The organism is Faecalispora sporosphaeroides DSM 1294, assembly GCA_000383295.1.
GTDB classification, from domain to species: Bacteria; Bacillota; Clostridia; order Oscillospirales; family Acutalibacteraceae; genus Faecalispora; species Faecalispora sporosphaeroides.
Genome location: KB911071.1, coordinates 187,862 through 203,563 on the forward strand (window position 1 = coordinate 187,862; position 15,702 = coordinate 203,563).

Here is a 15,702-nt window from a genome sequence, read left to right on the forward strand (position 1 = left end):
GCCGCTAATTTTGCAGGGTAATATTAGAAGGGACGAAGCTGCCTGGCAGCCTCGTCCCTATTTTTTTACCCAAATTCAATACAGGAGGGTACTATTATGATCATCGTATTAAAACCGGAATGCACAAACGATCAGCTGGAACAATTCATTGAGAGGCTCACCAGCCATTACGACCTTCAGGTGAACACCTGGGTAGGCACCCAGAGAACCGTTCTCGGCCTGATCGGCGATACCTCCAGCGTAGATATGGATTATATTGCCGCGCAGGATCTGGTGGAAAGCGTAAAGAGGGTGCAGGAGCCGTACAAGAAGGCAAACCGCAAGTTTCATCCGGACAACACGGTGATCACCCTCCCCGGCGGGCAGAAAATCGGCGACGGCTCGCTCACCCTGATGGCCGGCCCCTGCTCCGTGGAGGGCGAGGAGCAAATCTGCGGCATCGCGGAGCGCGTAAAGACCGCGGGCGCCAAATTCCTGCGCGGCGGCGCGTTCAAGCCCCGCACCTCCCCGTACTCTTTTCAGGGCATGAAGGCCGAGGGGCTTGCGCTTTTGAGCGAGGCAAAGAAAAAGACAGGCCTGCCGATCGTCACCGAGATCATGCGCGTTTCGCACCTTGAGCTGTTCGAGGACGTCGACATCATTCAGGTGGGCGCGCGCAACATGCAGAACTTTGAGCTTCTCAAGGAGCTTGGCAAGATCAAAAAGCCCATCCTGTTAAAGCGCGGCCTTTCCAGCACGATTGAAGAGCTGCTGATGAGCGCAGAATACATCATGGCGGGCGGCAACGAGCAGGTCATCCTCTGCGAGCGCGGCATTCGCACCTTTGAGCCCTACACCCGCAACACGCTGGATATTTCCGCCGTGCCGGTGCTCAAGAAGCTCTCTCACCTGCCGGTCGTTGTAGACCCCAGCCACGCGGGCGGCATCGCCTGGCTGGTGGAGCCGCTGGCCATGGCCGCTGTGGCCGCCGGAGCCGACGGCCTGATCATCGAGGTGCACAACGACCCGCCGCACGCGCTCTCCGACGGCGCGCAGTCTTTGACGCCCGACCAGTTCGACAGGATCTCCTCCCGCCTGTTCGAGGTGGGCAAGGTTTTCGGCAAAACCAGATAATGCGGCAGACGGCCGCACCGGCCGAACGATTTGGCAAGGAGAGTGTAAACTTTGCAACCAACACCGCACACCGGCCGACGCGCGCCGGAAAAACGAAATCCTGACGAGCTCGATATCGTGATTGTCGGGCTGGGTCTGATCGGCGGCTCTTTGGCCAAGGCCCTTTCGCGGAATCGCCGCCACCGGATTACCGGCGTCGACCAAAACCCGGAGGTGATCCGGCAGGCGCTGCTTTGCGGCGCGATTTCCGCCGAAGCGGACGACGGCGCGCTTGCCCGTGCCGACCTGATCCTTTTGTGCTGCTACCCGCAGGCCTGCATCGACTTTGTGCAGAAAAAGGGCGCGCTGCTCGGCGGCGCGCTTGTGAGCGACACCTGCGGAGTCAAGGGGTTTATCTGCCCCAGACTGACGGAGCTTGCCCGCACATTCGGCTTTGCCTTCGTCGGCGGTCACCCGATGGCGGGAAAGGAGCAGAACGGCTTTGCGGCAAGCGAAGCCGTTCTGTTCGAGGGAGCCAGCTATCTTTTGATCCCCTGCGGCGCGCCGGACGATGCCGTGGCGCTGATGGAGCACCTGGCCCGCTCGATCGGTGCTGCCCGCACCCTCGCCACCACGGCGGAGCACCACGACGAAATGATCGCGTTTACCTCCCAGGTGCCCCACGCACTGGCCTGCGCGTATGTGATGAGCCCGCTGTGCCCCGGGCACCCCGGCTATTCGGCGGGCAGCTACCGCGACGTTTCCCGTGTGGCGCGCATCAACGAAACCCTTTGGAGTGAACTGTTCCTCGAAAACCGCGAGCCTTTGACCCGCGAAATCGATACCCTGCTCGGGCATCTGACAGAAATCCGGAACGCCGTGGCGGAGAACGACCGCGAAGCGCTTCGCGGGCTGCTGCGGCAGGGCCGGGAGATTAAGGAAAGGCTGGGAGAATAAATGGAACTGACGATTCAAACCTCAAGCCCCTACCAGATTCTGATTCGGCGAGGCTGTCTGGATCAGCTGGGGGAGCAGGCCGGCACGCTGTTCCGCGGGGGCGGCCGGGCCATGATCATTACCGACAGCAACGTCGGCCCGCTGTACGCCCGACGCGCGGCGGATTCTTTGGCAAAAGCAGGCTTCGTGCCCGATGTTTTCACCTTCCCCGCCGGGGAGGAGAGCAAGCGCCTTTCTACCATTGAGCGGGTTTACGCGGCCATGGCCGAGCAGAAGATGACCCGCACCGATTTCATCGTCGCGCTCGGCGGCGGCGTGACGGGCGACATGGCCGGCTTTGCCGCCGCCACGTTCCTGCGCGGCATCGGCTTTATTCAGATTCCCACCTCGCTGCTCGCGCAGATCGATTCCTCCGTCGGCGGAAAAACCGGCGTAGACCTGCCGCAGGGCAAAAATCTGGTGGGCGCGTTCCACCAGCCGCGCCTGGTGCTGATCGACCCCGACACGCTCGCCACCCTGCCGCCCCGCTTTTTTGCGGACGGCATGGCTGAGGCGATCAAATACGGCTGCATCAAAAGCCGCCCGCTGTTCGAGCTGATCCGTGACAACGATCTGTCGAAAGAACCGAAGGTGCTTGAGCGGATGATCACCGAGTGCGTGGACTGTAAGCGCCGTGTGGTGGAGGACGACGAGTTCGACACCGGCGAGCGCATGCTGCTGAATTTTGGCCACACGCTCGGCCACGCTCTGGAAAAGCACTACGCGTTCAGCAAGCTGACCCATGGCGAAGCCGTGGGCATAGGGATGGTAAAAATCTGCCGCGCGGGCGAGGCGCTTGATTTAACGAAGCCCGGAACCGCAGAGGAAATCGCCGCCCTGCTGCGGCAGTACCGCCTGCCCACGGAGGACGACGCGCCGGCGGAAAGCCTGGCAAAAGCCGCCGCCATGGATAAAAAGGGGATGGGCGGCACGCTCAACCTGATCCTGCTGCGTGAAATTGGTCATTCGTTTGTCCACCCCATTCCGAAGCAGGAGCTTCTTCCTATTATAATAAAGGAAAAGGAGGAGCACGCATGAACCGAGCAATCCTATCCCCTGCCCGGCTCTGCGGTTCCGTGACGGTCCCCCCCTCCAAGAGCGCCGCGCACCGCGCGATTTTCTGCGCCGCGCTGGCACGGGGAGAAAGCCGCCTGTACCATGTGGCGGATTCGGAGGATATGCGCGCCACGCTGGGCGCAATTCAGGCGATGGGCGCAGAGGTTCGCCGGGAGGGCGACACCCTCATCGTCAGCAGCGGCGGAAAATGGGAGGAGGAAGCCGAAATCGACTGCGGGGAATCCGGCTCGACCCTGCGCTTTCTCATCCCCATACTGGCGGCGCTCGGCATCCGCGCCGAGCTGACCGGCCGGGGCCGCCTGCCCTACCGCCCGCTGGATACCTACCTTGAGTGCCTGCCGCCCCACGGCACCGTGCTCCAAAGCAGGGGTGGGCTGCCGCTTTCAATCGGCGGCGGCCTGATTCCCGGCGAGTACGCACTGCCGGGGAACATCAGTTCCCAGTTTATCACGGGACTGCTGCTGGCGCTGCCGCTCCTGCCGGGTGACAGCCGCATCCGCCTGACCACTCCGCTCGAATCCGCCGGATACATCGATTTAACGCTGGCAGTGCTGCGCGACTTCGGCGTGGAAATCCGCCCCGTGCAGAACGGCTGGGACATTCCCGGCTGGCAGCAGTTTCAGCCGCGGGAATACACCGTGGAGGGCGATTGGTCGCAGGCGGCGTTCTTCCTTGCCGCGGGCGCGCTCGGCGGAGCACTTTCCATTCACGGCCTGCGCCGCGACTCCGCGCAGGGTGACCGGGAATCTGCCGAGCTGTTCCGGCGCTTCGGCGCGCAAATCAGCTGGGAGGGCGACGTGCTGACCGTATCGGGCGCGCCGCTGCGCGGCATCGAGATCGACGCCGCGCAGATTCCCGACCTGGTGCCGGTGCTGGCGGCCACCGCCGCGCTGGCCGGGGGGCGCACCGTGATCACCGGCGCCGCCCGCCTGCGGCTGAAAGAAAGCGACCGCCTGGACGCAATGACAAAGGCGCTTTCGGCACTCGGCGCAAAAATCACCCAGCAGCCCGACGGCCTTGTAATCGACGGAGTGCCGCAGCTTTCGCCCGGCACAGCCGAGGGCCGCAACGACCACCGGGTTGTAATGGCTGTGGCCGTCGCCGCTCTGCGGGGAACCGCGCCCACCGTCATCACCGACGCGCAGAGCGTCGCAAAATCATATCCGGATTTTTTCGCGGAATATAACCGGTTAGGGGGAAAAGCCAATGTCATCTAGCTTCGGGGACTCCGTACGAATCAGCATTTTCGGCGAGAGCCACGGCGAAGCCATCGGCGTGGTGCTCGACAACCTGCCCGCGGGCTGTTTCATTGATGAAGAGCAGCTCGCTGTGCAAATGGCGCGCCGCGCGCCGGGGCGCGATCTCTCTTCCACCCCCCGCAGCGAGGGGGACCGCGTGCGCATTGTCAGCGGGCTGCTGAATGGAAAAACCACCGGCGCGCCGCTGTGCGGAATGATCGAGAACACCAACACCCGCTCCTCCGACTACGAGAGCCTGCGGGTTTTGCCGCGCCCGGGCCACGCAGATTACACCGGGGCCGTGCGCTACAACGGCGCGAACGACGTGCGCGGCGGCGGGCACTTTTCGGGTCGGCTGACCGCTCCGCTCACCTTTGCGGGCGCAATATGCCGCCAGATTCTATCCGTTCACGGAATCCACATCGGCGCGCACGCCCTGCGCATCGCGTCGGTGTCTGACGCCCCTTTTGACCCTGTGGAGATTCCGGACGCTCTGCTGGAGCGTCTCTCCACGGAATACTTCTCCCTGATTGACCGCTCCGCCGAAGCCGCCATGCGGGAGAAGATTGAAGCGGCCCGCAAATGCGCCGACAGTGTGGGCGGCGTGGTGGAATGCGCTGTCACCGGAGTGCCAGCGGGCATCGGCTCGCCGATGTTCTATGGCGTGGAGAACGTGCTTTCCTCCATTGTGTTCGGCATCCCCGCCGTGAAGGGTGTGGAGTTTGGCGACGGCTTTGCCGCCGCTTCCCTGCGCGGCAGCGAAAACAACGACGCCTTCACCGCCGAAAACGGACAGGTAAAGACCCGCACCAACCATTGCGGCGGGATTCTAGGCGGCATCACCACCGGCATGCCGCTGATCCTGCGCGCGGCGTTCAAGCCCACCCCTTCCATCAGCCGGGAGCAGAGCACGGTGAATCTCACCACTGTGCAAAACGAGCCGCTGGTGGTACACGGGCGGCATGACCCGTGCATCGTTCCCCGCGCGATTCCGGTCGTAGAGGCCGCCGTGGCGGTGGGCCTTATGAATTTGATGGCGGAAAGAGGGAAACTGTGATGACGCTCGAGGAAATCCGAACAAAAATCAACGAGATCGACGACCGGCTGCTGCCCCTGCTCACGGCGCGACTCGACTGCGGACGCGAGGTGGCGGCAGTCAAGCAGAAAACCGGCGGCCCGGTGCTCAACCCCGAGCGCGAACACGAAATTCTGGATCGCATGGAGAACCGCGCCGGGGCATACGGCAGAGAGGTGCGGGTCATCTATGCCGCGTGCATGGAGGCCAGCCGCTCGTTACAGCACCGGCTGCTCGGCAGCGGAGAGGAGCTGCGCACCCTGATTCAGAGCGCAAAGGACCGCCTCCCGTCCGGCGGGCGCATCGCCTGTCAGGGCGCCGAGGGAGCCTATTCGCATCAGGCGGCGCTGCGGCTGTTCCCGGAGGGGGAGCTCCGCTTTTCCCACGCATTCGGTGATGTGTTCGAGGCCCTCCGGCAGGGAACGGCGGATTTTGGAATCCTCCCGGTTGAAAATTCCTCCGCAGGCTCTGTCACCGAGGTGTACGACCTGATTTTAAAGTATCGCTTTTTCATTGCGGCGGCAACCACGGTGAAAATCGATCACTGTTTGGCCGTCCCGAAGGGCACGCGGCGCGGGGAGCTGAAAACGGTGTATTCCCACCCGCAGGCACTGGCCCAATGCTCGGAATACCTGAACAAAAACGGCCTTTCGGCCGAGCCGTTCAGCAACACGGCTGCCGCGGCGAAAATGGCCGCACAGCAGGGCGGCAGCATCGGGGTCATTTGTTCGCAGCAGGCGGCGGAGACCTATGGTCTCACCATTCTCGACCGCGATATCCAGAACTCCCACAGCAACTGCACCCGCTTTGTGGCGGTGTGCCGTGACCCCGTCATCCCGCCGGACGCCCAAAAGATCAGCCTGTGCTTTTCCCTGCCGCACACCACCGGCTCGCTCTCGGGGGTTTTATCGCGCTTTGCCATTCACGGCCTGAACCTGACGAAAATCGAATCCCGGCCGCTCGCGGACAAAAACTTTGAGTATGATTTCTATCTGGATTTTTCCGGCAATGTGCATGAGGCCGATACGCTGGACTTGATCGCCGCTCTGTATGAGGAGCTTCCCCGCTTTTCTTTCCTGGGGAATTACCGGGAACTGGAAGCCGCTCCCTGAGCCCCCTAATATAATGAAAAAGAAAGCATCCCATCCCAGGTGCCTGCCCGGAACGGAGATGCTTTCTTTTTCTTGTAGGAAAACGCCCACTCAGCCCTTTGGCGGAATGGAAGCGTCCTTCAGCCGAACGACCAGCTCGATTTCGCAGGGAGCGTTGCCGGGAAGGGAAGCGACCCCCACCGCGCTGCGGGCCGCACAGCCGTGCGCGCCGAAAACGGATACAAAAAGGTCGGAGGCGCCGTTGCCGATCTTGGCGTGGTCTGCAAAGCCGGGCTCCGTGTTGAGGAACACCGTCAGCTTGACGATAGCCGCCACATTGTCGAGCCCGCCGGCATAATAATCGACAATCGTCAGGCAGTTCAGTGCGCAGGTCTTCACGGCCTCATACGTCTGCTCCTCACTTACCTCCACACCGACCTTGCCGGTCAGAACAAGCTTGCCGCCCTGCTTCGGGGTCTGGCCCGCGGTAAAAATAAAATCTCCCGTGCGGATGGCCGGGGAGTAGTTGGCGGCGGGCGGGTTAAAGCCGGGCAGCTCGATCCCCAGTTCTTTCAGCTTTTCCGTAATGCTCATCATCATTCTCCTGTTCAAAACATGATGGTATTCTTTACTGACTTCAAGGAGCTAAAAGCCTCCATGGATTTTCTGTACAGCACCCGATTCCCTGCAGTACAAGAGTCGAAGAATCGGGCGCCGCTTATTGCGTGAGCTCGCCGCCATGCGGCTGTTACAGCGATGCCAAAAACGAAAGCTCGGTGTTGCCGCCGGACAGCAGGAAGCAAACCTTCTGCTGCGGCTCAAAACGGATCTTCCCCTCAAGAACGGCGCCTATGGTGATGGAGGAGGCAGGTTCCGCAATGATTTTGCCCTCGCTGCTCAAAAAGCGCGCCGCTTTGGCAATGTACTCTTCGCTGGTGGATACCACCTGGTCAACATACTTCTGCACCAGTGGGAAGTTGGCCTGCCCCGGCTGGGTAACCAGCAGCGCGTCGGCCAGGGAGGCGGCTTTGGGCAGGCCGACCCGCTCACCTGCCTCAAGGCTTTTGGAATAGCGTGCCACAACCGCAGGCTCCGCTCCGATGACCTTCACGGAGGGCTTCTCGCCCTTCGCGCCGATGGCCACGCCCGAAACGAGCCCGCCGCCGCTGACCGGCGTCATGATCACGTCAACATTCGGCAGCTGGCGCACGATCTCTACACCGCAGGTGCCCTGACCCGCGATGATCGCCTCATCGTCATACGGCGGAATAAAGATATAGCCGTACTTGTCCACCAGACTCTGCGCCAGCGCCTGACGGCTGTTCAGCTCGCACAGCAGAACCTCTGCGCCCAGCCCCTTGATCTCGTTGATCTTGATTTCCGGCGCGGTGTCGGTAAGAACCACCGTCGCCTTTACGCCCAGCATTTTGGCGGCGTACGCGACGCCGATGCCGTGGTTGCCGGAGGAAACCGCCACAACCCCTTTTGCCAGCTGCTCGGGCGTAAGGGAAAGAGCCTTATTCAAGGCGCCTCTGAGCTTAAAGGAATGCGTTTTCTGCATGTTTTCCGCTTTTACATAGACCTGACAGCCGAGGGCTTCCTCCAGATTTTGCAGCCGGATCACCGGCGTTTCATGAAGGTATTTTCCAATCCGTTCTTTTGCCAGAGCGACATCCTGTGCTGTTACCATAGTGCATCTCTCCTTTAAATTGTAGTTCCGTTCCTCCTCTGTTTACCGGTATCCATGGATCTTACAAACTTCAAAATAAAAGCGTTTGAAGCGCGCAGGGAACACGGTACGGCAGAGAACCTCACATTCTCGTTCTACCATACCATACGGCGAACCGGCGGGCAAATTCTTTTTTCCATAACACCCTATAGGATAATTCGTATTGATTCGTGCGGGCAATTTCCGGTAAAGGCTCCGCCCTGCGCAGTACCCCTGCCGACGGAAAAGAAACCGCCGCTTTCACCGTGGAAACATCCGCGAATAGCATCTATATGATGGAAAAACGGGCTATCCATGCAGATAGCCCGTTTGCAGTTTGACAAAATCCGGAGCACGCGCACACACGCTTCGCCCCTTGTAAAAATCAGAAATCAGTTCAGAATCGCCAGCTCGGTCTCCTTGTCAAAGATATGGCACTTCGTCATATCCAGCGCTATATTGGCCTTGTCGCCGGGCTTCGCGGTGGAAGCGGGATCTACACGAGCGGTAAGGGAATTGCCCTCGCAGTTGAGGTACAGGTAGATTTCCGCACCCATCAGCTCTGTTACCTCTACGTCCGCGGTAGCGAGGCTATCCTGCGATTTTGCGAGGAAATCGGGCTCGTCGTGCACATCCTCGGGGCGAACACCGAACGTAACGGTCTTGCCGACATATGCGTCCAAAGAGGTTCCCTCTGTTTTGGACTGCGGAATCTTCACGGTCGTCTTGCCGAAGGTCAGCGTGTACTGCCCGCCGTCCTTGCCGAGAACCGCATCGAGGAAGTTCATCTGCGGCGAACCCATAAAGCCGGCCACGAACTCATTGACCGGGCGCTCATACAGATTCTGGGGCGTATCGACCTGCTGAATGAAGCCGTCCTTCATCACAACGATGCGGTCAGCCATTGTCATTGCTTCAGTCTGGTCATGCGTAACATAGATAAAGGTGGTGCCGAGGCGCTTATGAAGCTTCGCGATCTCGGTTCTCATCTGGGCACGCAGCTTTGCGTCCAGGTTGGAAAGCGGCTCGTCAAGCAGGAAGACCTTCGGGTCACGCACGATGGCACGGCCCAGCGCAACGCGCTGGCGCTGGCCGCCGGAGAGTGCCTTCGGCTTTCTGTCGAGCAGGTGAGAAATGTCCAGAATGCGGGCGGCTTCCTCCACGCGGCGCTTGATCTCATCCTTCGGAGTCTTGCGCAGCTTGAGCCCGAAAGCCATGTTGTCGAACACAGTCATGTGCGGATACAGCGCATAGTTCTGGAACACCATTGCGATATCGCGGTCCTTAGGGGCAATGTCGTTGGACAGCTTGTCCCCGATGTACAATTCGCCCTTGGAAATTTCCTCCAGCCCGGCGATCATACGAAGCGTGGTGGATTTTCCGCAGCCGGACGGGCCAACCAGAATGATGAACTCCTTGTCTTCGATCTCCAGGCAGAAATCCGTAACCGCCGTCACGCCGCCTGGATAAATCTTGTAGATGTTTCTGAGTGATAAGCTTGCCATAATAAACCTCCTGAGCATATGGATCAGTCTGAAAGCACGGCGTCGCCCGACGCCAAAAACCTGATGGAACAGCAAGATTTGATATTATTAATATATCAGAACCACCCCGGTTTTAACAGACCTTTTTTACCCAAACTTTGCATGGAGCGTTTAGGTAAATCCCATAAAGAAGCTAAAGATGTGATAAAAACAAGGAGGCTTTTCAGGTGAAAACCGCCAGAATTTCTTTGGCAGCCATTTGTCGAACCTCACCGGGCGAAAGATTTGGGTCTAATTTCAGCGAGCCGATCTGCACGCGGCGCAGCGCCAGCACGGTTTTTCCGCGGGCCATAAACATTCGTTTCACTTGGTGAAACTTCCCTTCATGGATGCACACGCGCACCTGGCGCTGCAAGGGTGTAAGTTTCGCGTCGGCAAGCTCCGGGGGCAAAACGGACAATTTTGCAGGAAGAGCTTCAAAATCCTTCATTTTTACTCCGACAGAAAAAGCCAGAATATCCTGTGAATCGATGGGAAGATCGAGTACGGCATCATAGATTTTTTCAACTTTCTTTTTGGGTGAGAGCATTTTATGTGCAAAATCTCCATCGTTTGTCAGGATGAGCAAACCCTCGGTATCTTTATCGAGCCGCCCCGCCGGGAACAGCCCCCGGCGCCGCCACTCCTGCGGAACCAGATCTACAACCGTTTCGGCCCTGGTATCGCGCGAAGCGGACAGAACACCCTTCGGTTTATTCATCATAAGGTAAATAAAGCGGGAACCCGCCAGCTCACGCCCCTCCACCGCAATCGCATCCTGCTCCGCATCCGCCTTCAGCTCCGGCCGCGTCGCCACCGCCCCGTTCACCGTGACCCGCCCCTTGCGGATCATCAGGCCCACTTCTTTGCGGCTGCCGATGTTCTGAGAAGCCAGTATTTTATCGAGCCGTTCCAGCGCCATCGTATGTTCCCCCTGCCCTTTGTATTCTTACTATTGCCAGCCGGCCAAACCGTAATCCGGCTTGAACCGGCAATTTCTTCCCTCGCCGCTGGCGAAGGAAGAACGAAATGACGCTTTGTAAAGCTGTTGGCTCTATTGTACCTTGGGCAGGCGGAAAACGTCAAGACGAAAAGCGTGCGGAGAACGATTCCCCGCACGCTGCGTTTTGAACGATATGATTACAAGGAGATCCGATGCACCGGGTTAATCCGTTGGCCAGGCGTTGGTGGGGATTTCGCTGACGTTCGTCTCTTTGGCAGATTCCGCCGAAGAGGTGAGCTGCTGCGCCGTATTGCCGGGCCTAATGCGGTCGCTGCCGGAAAATCCGCACATTGAGCCATCCAGCGGGGTGGAGCTGATATCTCCCCCGATCACCTTGCCGCCGTAAATCAGCAGGGTGGCACGAACCGGCGCGCCCTGATCGGTGGCGTTGTTGATCTCATACACCCACTGCTTGCAGATCTTGCCCGCATAACGGGTCAGATCGAGCCCCTGCTCCTTTTGCAGAGCATTGTATTTTTCATATACCTCGTTAAAGGTTGCCGGAATCGTCACCTCGCGGATTTCGACCGGTTCTTCCGCCACCTTCCAGCCGAACTGGGTCAAAAACGCGACGCGGTCCTCATTGCTCTCCGCCTTGAGATTATATTTCTGGCCGCTCATCGTCGCCTCACTGCCGGAGCCGTGAACAACCATCGCGGTGATTGCAACAAGAACCAGCACCAGAATCAGGAAAATAACCAACAGGATATTTTTACGCTTTGCTTTCACAGATACGACGAACATCGCTCTCTCCCCCTTATTTCATACCAATACATATGCACGGCGCGGCACGCTCATGCAAATATTTTCATGCGCAGAAAAATCTCCGCCGCATGTCAAATCCCCACACGGCAGCGCGGCGGGAGGGCGGTCAGCACAGGACATTGATACACCAGATGACGAACGGCTGATAGAACACATCGATCAAAAACGCGCCCACAATGGGAACGATGATCAGCGCCTTGCGCGATTCTCCATATTTCTCCTGAATGGTCGTCATGTTGGCCACTGCGGTGGGAGTAGAGCCGATGTCGTGTCCGATCAGGCCGGCGCACATGACGGCTGCGTCGTAATTCCTGCCCAGAATCCGGAAAATCACAAAATATGTGAGCAGAACCAACAGAACCGTCTGCGTGAGCAGCACAATGAGCAGCGGCAGCGCCAATTCGGCCAGCTCCCAGAGCTTGAGCGTCATGAGCGCCATAGCCAGGTACAGCCCCAGAGTCACCTCGCCGACCTTGTCGTTGAAATCCATGCGGAACTCATAGAAATGATATTTTTCGTTCAGATTGCGCACCAGCACCGCAAAGAACATGGCGCCTACATAGGTGGGAATCGACATGTGAATCAGCTGGCCCAGATACCCCACGATGACCGCTCCCAGCGTCATGCAGAGCATCAGCGCGGTCAGATTTTTCATGGTGGAGGCATAGTCCATTTCCGGCCGCTCCGCCTGTTTTGTTTCGTAGCCCGCAGCGTCGATCTCAAACGTCTCCTCCGGCTTCGGCTCCAGGTGATAGCGGACGATCAGCCGCCGGCCCAGAGGCCCGCCGATCAGGCTGGCTGCGATCAAACCAAAGGTTGCCGCCGTGAGCCCGACAAGGCTGGCGCCGGGGTAGCCCATCCCCTCCAACGTCTGGCCGTAGGCAGCCGCGCCCCCGTGGCCGCCCACCAGCGCCACCGGGCCGGATACAATTCCATAGGCCGCATGCAGCCCCACCATCGGGCCAAGCCCGACGCCAATGCCCGTTTGCAGCACCGTCACTACTATGTTCACCAGCCAGTAAATCACCAGCAGCTTGCCGCCGGTCAACAGCACTCGCAGGCTGGCCCCCAGCCCTACCGTGGTAAAAAACGCGAGCATAAAGACCGCCTGAAGCGTGGAATCGAATTGGAATTTGACCGCTCCGCTGAAGTAAAAGCCGAAATTGATAAATACGAATAGGAATCCGCCCACCACGGGAGCGGGAATACAAAATTTTTCGAGAAAATGCACTTTTCCTTTGATTTGGTAACCAATTAGCAGGAAAACCGCCGCAAGAGTCATTGTGCCGATGTTGTCAAACGAGAAAGTCAATACCGAATCAACGAATTCCGCGCGCATACAACAAGCCCCCTCCATTTTATCCGGATACCCGCACACCGCGCCAAAAAGAACCCAGCCGCCTGTGCCGGTATCTCTTTCTGAATCAATATGATGAGGCCATCCTCCATTATGAGTCCTTGAGAGAAGCACTGTCTTCCTCCGACGGCGCAGAGGCATGCGCGCCGGTTCCCAATCAGCGGGGAAACAGGGGGAACGCCGTTCCCCCTTCACGGGGCAGCCGTTTCACAGCGGCAGAGCGCGTATCAAAAAAGCCCCCTTTGTCCTTTGAACAAAGGGGGCTTGCCCGGAGAGCCAAAACAGCTCGTACTGTTTTGCCGCCGAGGAGACTCTTTTTATGGCTTGCCCACACGCAAAGCTGCTGTTACCGAACCTTTACGCTTTGCCTGCGCAGCCCAGAACGGTGTTGATCTTATGCTCAACCATCTCTTTGATGGCGGTGCGGGCGGGCCCGAGATACTGGCGGGGATCGAAATGGGTGGGGTTCTGCGCCAGATATTTACGCACGCTGGCAGTCATCGCCAGGCGCAGATCGGAATCGATGTTGATCTTGCAGACCGCCATGGTGGCCGCCTGACGCAGCATTTCTTCCGGAATGCCGATCGCGTCGGGCATACTCCCGCCGTAGAGGTTAATCTCCTCCACAAACTGGGGAACAACGGACGAAGCGCCGTGCAGCACAATGGGGAATCCGGGAAGACGGCGGGAGACCTCCTCCAGAATATCAAAGCGCAGCTGCGGCTTCTGGCCGGGTTTGAACTTATAGGCGCCGTGGCTGGTTCCAATGGCGATCGCCAGCGAATCCACGCCGGTTCTCTTGACGAAATCCTCCACCTGATCAGGGTCGGTGAAATGCGCCTTGTCCTCATCCACGCTCACTTCGTCCTCAATACCGGCCAACTGGCCAAGCTCGGCCTCGACCGTTACATTGTATTTGTGGGCATATTCCGCAACGCGGCGGGCTTCCTCCACGTTCTCCTCGTAAGGCTTGGAGGAACCGTCGAACATGACGGAGGTGAACCCGCCGTCGATGCAATCCTTGCACAGCTCGAAGGAGGGGCCGTGATCCAGATGCAGAGCGATGGGCAGCTCGGGATCCAGCAGAACCGCGGCTTCCACCAGCTTCGTCAAATAAGTGTGGTTGGCATATTTGCGCGCGCCGGCGGACACCTGAAGAATGACCGGAGCTCTCAGCTCGTGGCAGGCCTCTGTGATTCCCTGAATGATTTCCATGTTGTTGACGTTGAACGCGCCGATGGCGTATCCGCCCTCATAGGCTTTTTTGAACATTTCCGTCGTATTTACCAATGGCATATGGATCACACTCCTGAATGATTTTTAGAATACGCTGCTGTCATATACCACAGGAGCAAAGCGCCGCCGCGGTATAGTTGATCGATTGGGGAAGCCGGCATAACAGCCGCCCGGTGGCGCTACACCACAGGCGCAAAGCGCCGTTGTGGTATCGTTATCCATTGGCGAAACCGGTATCATAAGCCGCCCTGTGGCTATTATACCATAAACCGGAAGAAAAGACAGGCTTGTGAAAAAAATATCTATAAAATCTTCCATGAAATTTTTGTACCATTCAGGCAGAGAACAGCTGCGCATGGCACCGGCTGTAATGAAACAGATACTGCTGCGCCACGCCCGCATACGGCCCAAGCTGGCGCGGAGTATAGCCGGGCAGCAGCACCGCCATGGCGCGCTTCATCCACACATCCATGGGGAACGCCTCGAGCCGGTGCAGGCCGTACAGCAGGGCGCACTCCGACACCTTTTCCCCCACGCCGTAAATTTTCATCAGGCTTTGCCGCGCCTCATCGATCGGCAGGCGGGAAAGCGCGTCCAAATCCACCTCTCCGCCGGCCACCTTCCGCGCCGCGTCGATCAGGTATTTGGCCCGGAAGCCGCTGCGCACCGGCGCGAGGGAATCCACCGTTTGAACCGCCAGACGCTCCGGCGGCGGAAAATCATAAAAGCCGCCGCGCTCCTCGCCAAGCAGCCGGCAGAGCCTGTCCACCAGACCCTTAATGCGCGGGATGTTATTGTTCTGCGACAGAATAAACGAACACAGCGCCTCCCACGGGTCCTGCCGCAGCAGACGGATTCCCGGGGCAAATTCGGCGGCCTGCCGCAGCGCCGGGTGCATCTGCGCCAGCGACTCCCGCACCGCCGCGTAATCGAAATCGAGGTCGAAGTAAGGAACCCAGATCGTTTCAAACTCCGCCGCCGTCACCCCGCAAAACAGCACCGTCCCGTTTTTCTCGGTGATCGTCAGCGTGCGCCCGCAGGCAATCCCGCGGTATTCCCCGCCCGGCAGCACCTGCCAGCGAAAGCACTGGCCGCAGTCGAGCGTCTGGAGCAAATCGAGATCGAGGGACGACGGGATCTCGACCCCCTGCGAAGTCTTTCGGTAAACCATAAGCTCCTCCTCTGCCGCGCTCCCGGCGCAGCGTTACAATTGGGAACATTATAGCATACTTTCCCGCGGACGGGAACGGGCTGGGCAAACTACCATAGAATGGAAGAAAGCACCGCTGTCAATCAAAAACAAGAATGAGTTTTCAGAATTAGGTGTCCGCGTAAAGGGGAAAATACTGCCTGTTGTTTCGTAAAATGTGTTTCCACGTCGGATTCGGTTGACATAACAGAGATTTTCACAAAATTTCAAAAAAAGTTAACACACCGGTATACCGTCACTTATCAACACTTTCAACAGACTTTTCCACAGGATGTTCCCAGGTTATCCACTGGATTTATGTAAACCAAAAAAATTTACATATGGTATAACC

Annotated in this window: 14 protein-coding genes; 6 read left to right on the plus strand and 8 right to left on the minus strand. The window is 58.7% G+C overall.

Going from position 1 to position 15,702, the window contains the following annotated elements:
• Positions 1-96 precede the first annotated feature (96 nt).
• From aroF to G340_RS0111860, 6 genes are read left to right on the plus strand one after another with little or no spacing between them, the layout of a single operon-like run.
• The gene (gene aroF, locus G340_RS0111835) at positions 97-1,113 is read left to right on the plus strand and encodes a 3-deoxy-7-phosphoheptulonate synthase (protein ID WP_020073861.1); all 1,017 of its coding nucleotides are present in this window, start codon (positions 97-99) and stop codon (positions 1,111-1,113) included.
• Positions 1,114-1,164: 51 nt separating this feature from the next.
• Positions 1,165-2,049, plus strand: coding sequence for a prephenate dehydrogenase (locus G340_RS0111840; RefSeq protein WP_020073862.1), 885 nt, complete (start codon positions 1,165-1,167; stop codon positions 2,047-2,049).
• A complete protein-coding gene (gene aroB / locus G340_RS0111845) occupies positions 2,050-3,126 on the plus strand; it encodes a 3-dehydroquinate synthase (protein ID WP_020073863.1) in 1,077 nt (358 codons plus the stop codon).
• The gene (gene aroA, locus G340_RS0111850) at positions 3,123-4,382 is read left to right on the plus strand and encodes a 3-phosphoshikimate 1-carboxyvinyltransferase (protein WP_020073864.1); all 1,260 of its coding nucleotides are present in this window, start codon (positions 3,123-3,125) and stop codon (positions 4,380-4,382) included. Before aroB ends, aroA begins: the two co-directional genes overlap by 4 nt.
• Entirely contained in the window at positions 4,372-5,460 is a 1,089-nt protein-coding gene (gene aroC / locus G340_RS0111855) for a chorismate synthase (protein WP_020073865.1), read from the plus strand. The genes aroA and aroC overlap by 11 nt, the downstream gene beginning before the upstream one ends.
• The gene (locus G340_RS0111860; RefSeq protein WP_020073866.1) at positions 5,460-6,590 is read left to right on the plus strand and encodes a bifunctional chorismate mutase/prephenate dehydratase; all 1,131 of its coding nucleotides are present in this window, start codon (positions 5,460-5,462) and stop codon (positions 6,588-6,590) included. The genes aroC and G340_RS0111860 overlap by 1 nt, the downstream gene beginning before the upstream one ends.
• A 90-nt stretch (positions 6,591-6,680) precedes the next feature.
• On the opposite strand, the gene G340_RS0111865 is transcribed toward G340_RS0111860, so the two are convergent.
• The 8 genes from G340_RS0111865 to G340_RS0111900 form a co-directional block, all read right to left on the minus strand.
• Complete coding sequence (locus G340_RS0111865; protein WP_020073867.1) at positions 6,681-7,163, minus strand: RidA family protein; 483 nt, start codon at positions 7,161-7,163, stop codon at positions 6,681-6,683.
• A gap of 154 nt (positions 7,164-7,317) precedes the next feature.
• Positions 7,318-8,259 (minus strand): threonine ammonia-lyase, encoded by a 942-nt coding sequence (locus tag G340_RS0111870; RefSeq protein ID WP_020073868.1) that lies wholly within the window; start codon positions 8,257-8,259, stop codon positions 7,318-7,320.
• A 410-nt stretch (positions 8,260-8,669) separates the two neighbouring features.
• The gene (locus G340_RS0111875; protein WP_020073869.1) at positions 8,670-9,782 is read right to left on the minus strand and encodes an ABC transporter ATP-binding protein; all 1,113 of its coding nucleotides are present in this window, start codon (positions 9,780-9,782) and stop codon (positions 8,670-8,672) included.
• Positions 9,783-9,984: 202 nt separating this feature from the next.
• Positions 9,985-10,722: a pseudouridine synthase gene (locus G340_RS0111880; RefSeq protein ID WP_020073870.1), complete on the minus strand. Its 738-nt coding sequence runs from the start codon at positions 10,720-10,722 to the stop codon at positions 9,985-9,987.
• Between the two features lie 243 nt (positions 10,723-10,965).
• A complete protein-coding gene (locus G340_RS0111885) occupies positions 10,966-11,547 on the minus strand; it encodes a DUF4830 domain-containing protein (RefSeq protein WP_020073871.1) in 582 nt (193 codons plus the stop codon).
• A gap of 127 nt (positions 11,548-11,674) precedes the next feature.
• Complete coding sequence (gene gltS, locus G340_RS0111890) at positions 11,675-12,907, minus strand: sodium/glutamate symporter (protein ID WP_020073872.1); 1,233 nt, start codon at positions 12,905-12,907, stop codon at positions 11,675-11,677.
• Between the two features lie 375 nt (positions 12,908-13,282).
• Positions 13,283-14,221, minus strand: a complete 939-nt coding sequence (fba, locus tag G340_RS0111895) for a class II fructose-1,6-bisphosphate aldolase (RefSeq protein ID WP_020073873.1) — start codon at positions 14,219-14,221, stop codon at positions 13,283-13,285.
• 274 nt (positions 14,222-14,495) lie between these two features.
• Entirely contained in the window at positions 14,496-15,332 is an 837-nt protein-coding gene (locus G340_RS0111900; protein WP_020073874.1) for a DNA-3-methyladenine glycosylase family protein, read from the minus strand.
• Positions 15,333-15,702: the final 370 nt, after the last annotated feature.

Excerpts from the sequence above, each read along its gene's own strand:
- G340_RS0111860 (WP_020073866.1), top strand. The coding sequence starts at position 5,460 with ATGACGCTCGAGGAAATCCGAACAAAAATCAACGAGATCGACGACCGG.
- G340_RS0111870 (WP_020073868.1), bottom strand. The coding sequence starts at position 8,259 with ATGGTAACAGCACAGGATGTCGCTCTGGCAAAAGAACGGATTGGAAAA.
- G340_RS0111885 (WP_020073871.1), bottom strand. The coding sequence starts at position 11,547 with ATGTTCGTCGTATCTGTGAAAGCAAAGCGTAAAAATATCCTGTTGGTT.
- G340_RS0111865 (WP_020073867.1), bottom strand. The coding sequence starts at position 7,163 with ATGAGCATTACGGAAAAGCTGAAAGAACTGGGGATCGAGCTGCCCGGC.
- aroF (WP_020073861.1), top strand. The coding sequence starts at position 97 with ATGATCATCGTATTAAAACCGGAATGCACAAACGATCAGCTGGAACAA.
- G340_RS0111880 (WP_020073870.1), bottom strand. The coding sequence starts at position 10,722 with ATGGCGCTGGAACGGCTCGATAAAATACTGGCTTCTCAGAACATCGGC.
- aroA (WP_020073864.1), top strand. The coding sequence starts at position 3,123 with ATGAACCGAGCAATCCTATCCCCTGCCCGGCTCTGCGGTTCCGTGACG.
- aroB (WP_020073863.1), top strand. The coding sequence starts at position 2,050 with ATGGAACTGACGATTCAAACCTCAAGCCCCTACCAGATTCTGATTCGG.
- fba (WP_020073873.1), bottom strand. The coding sequence starts at position 14,221 with ATGCCATTGGTAAATACGACGGAAATGTTCAAAAAAGCCTATGAGGGC.
- G340_RS0111875 (WP_020073869.1), bottom strand. The coding sequence starts at position 9,782 with ATGGCAAGCTTATCACTCAGAAACATCTACAAGATTTATCCAGGCGGC.
- G340_RS0111900 (WP_020073874.1), bottom strand. The coding sequence starts at position 15,332 with ATGGTTTACCGAAAGACTTCGCAGGGGGTCGAGATCCCGTCGTCCCTC.
- gltS (WP_020073872.1), bottom strand. The coding sequence starts at position 12,907 with ATGCGCGCGGAATTCGTTGATTCGGTATTGACTTTCTCGTTTGACAAC.
- aroC (WP_020073865.1), top strand. The coding sequence starts at position 4,372 with ATGTCATCTAGCTTCGGGGACTCCGTACGAATCAGCATTTTCGGCGAG.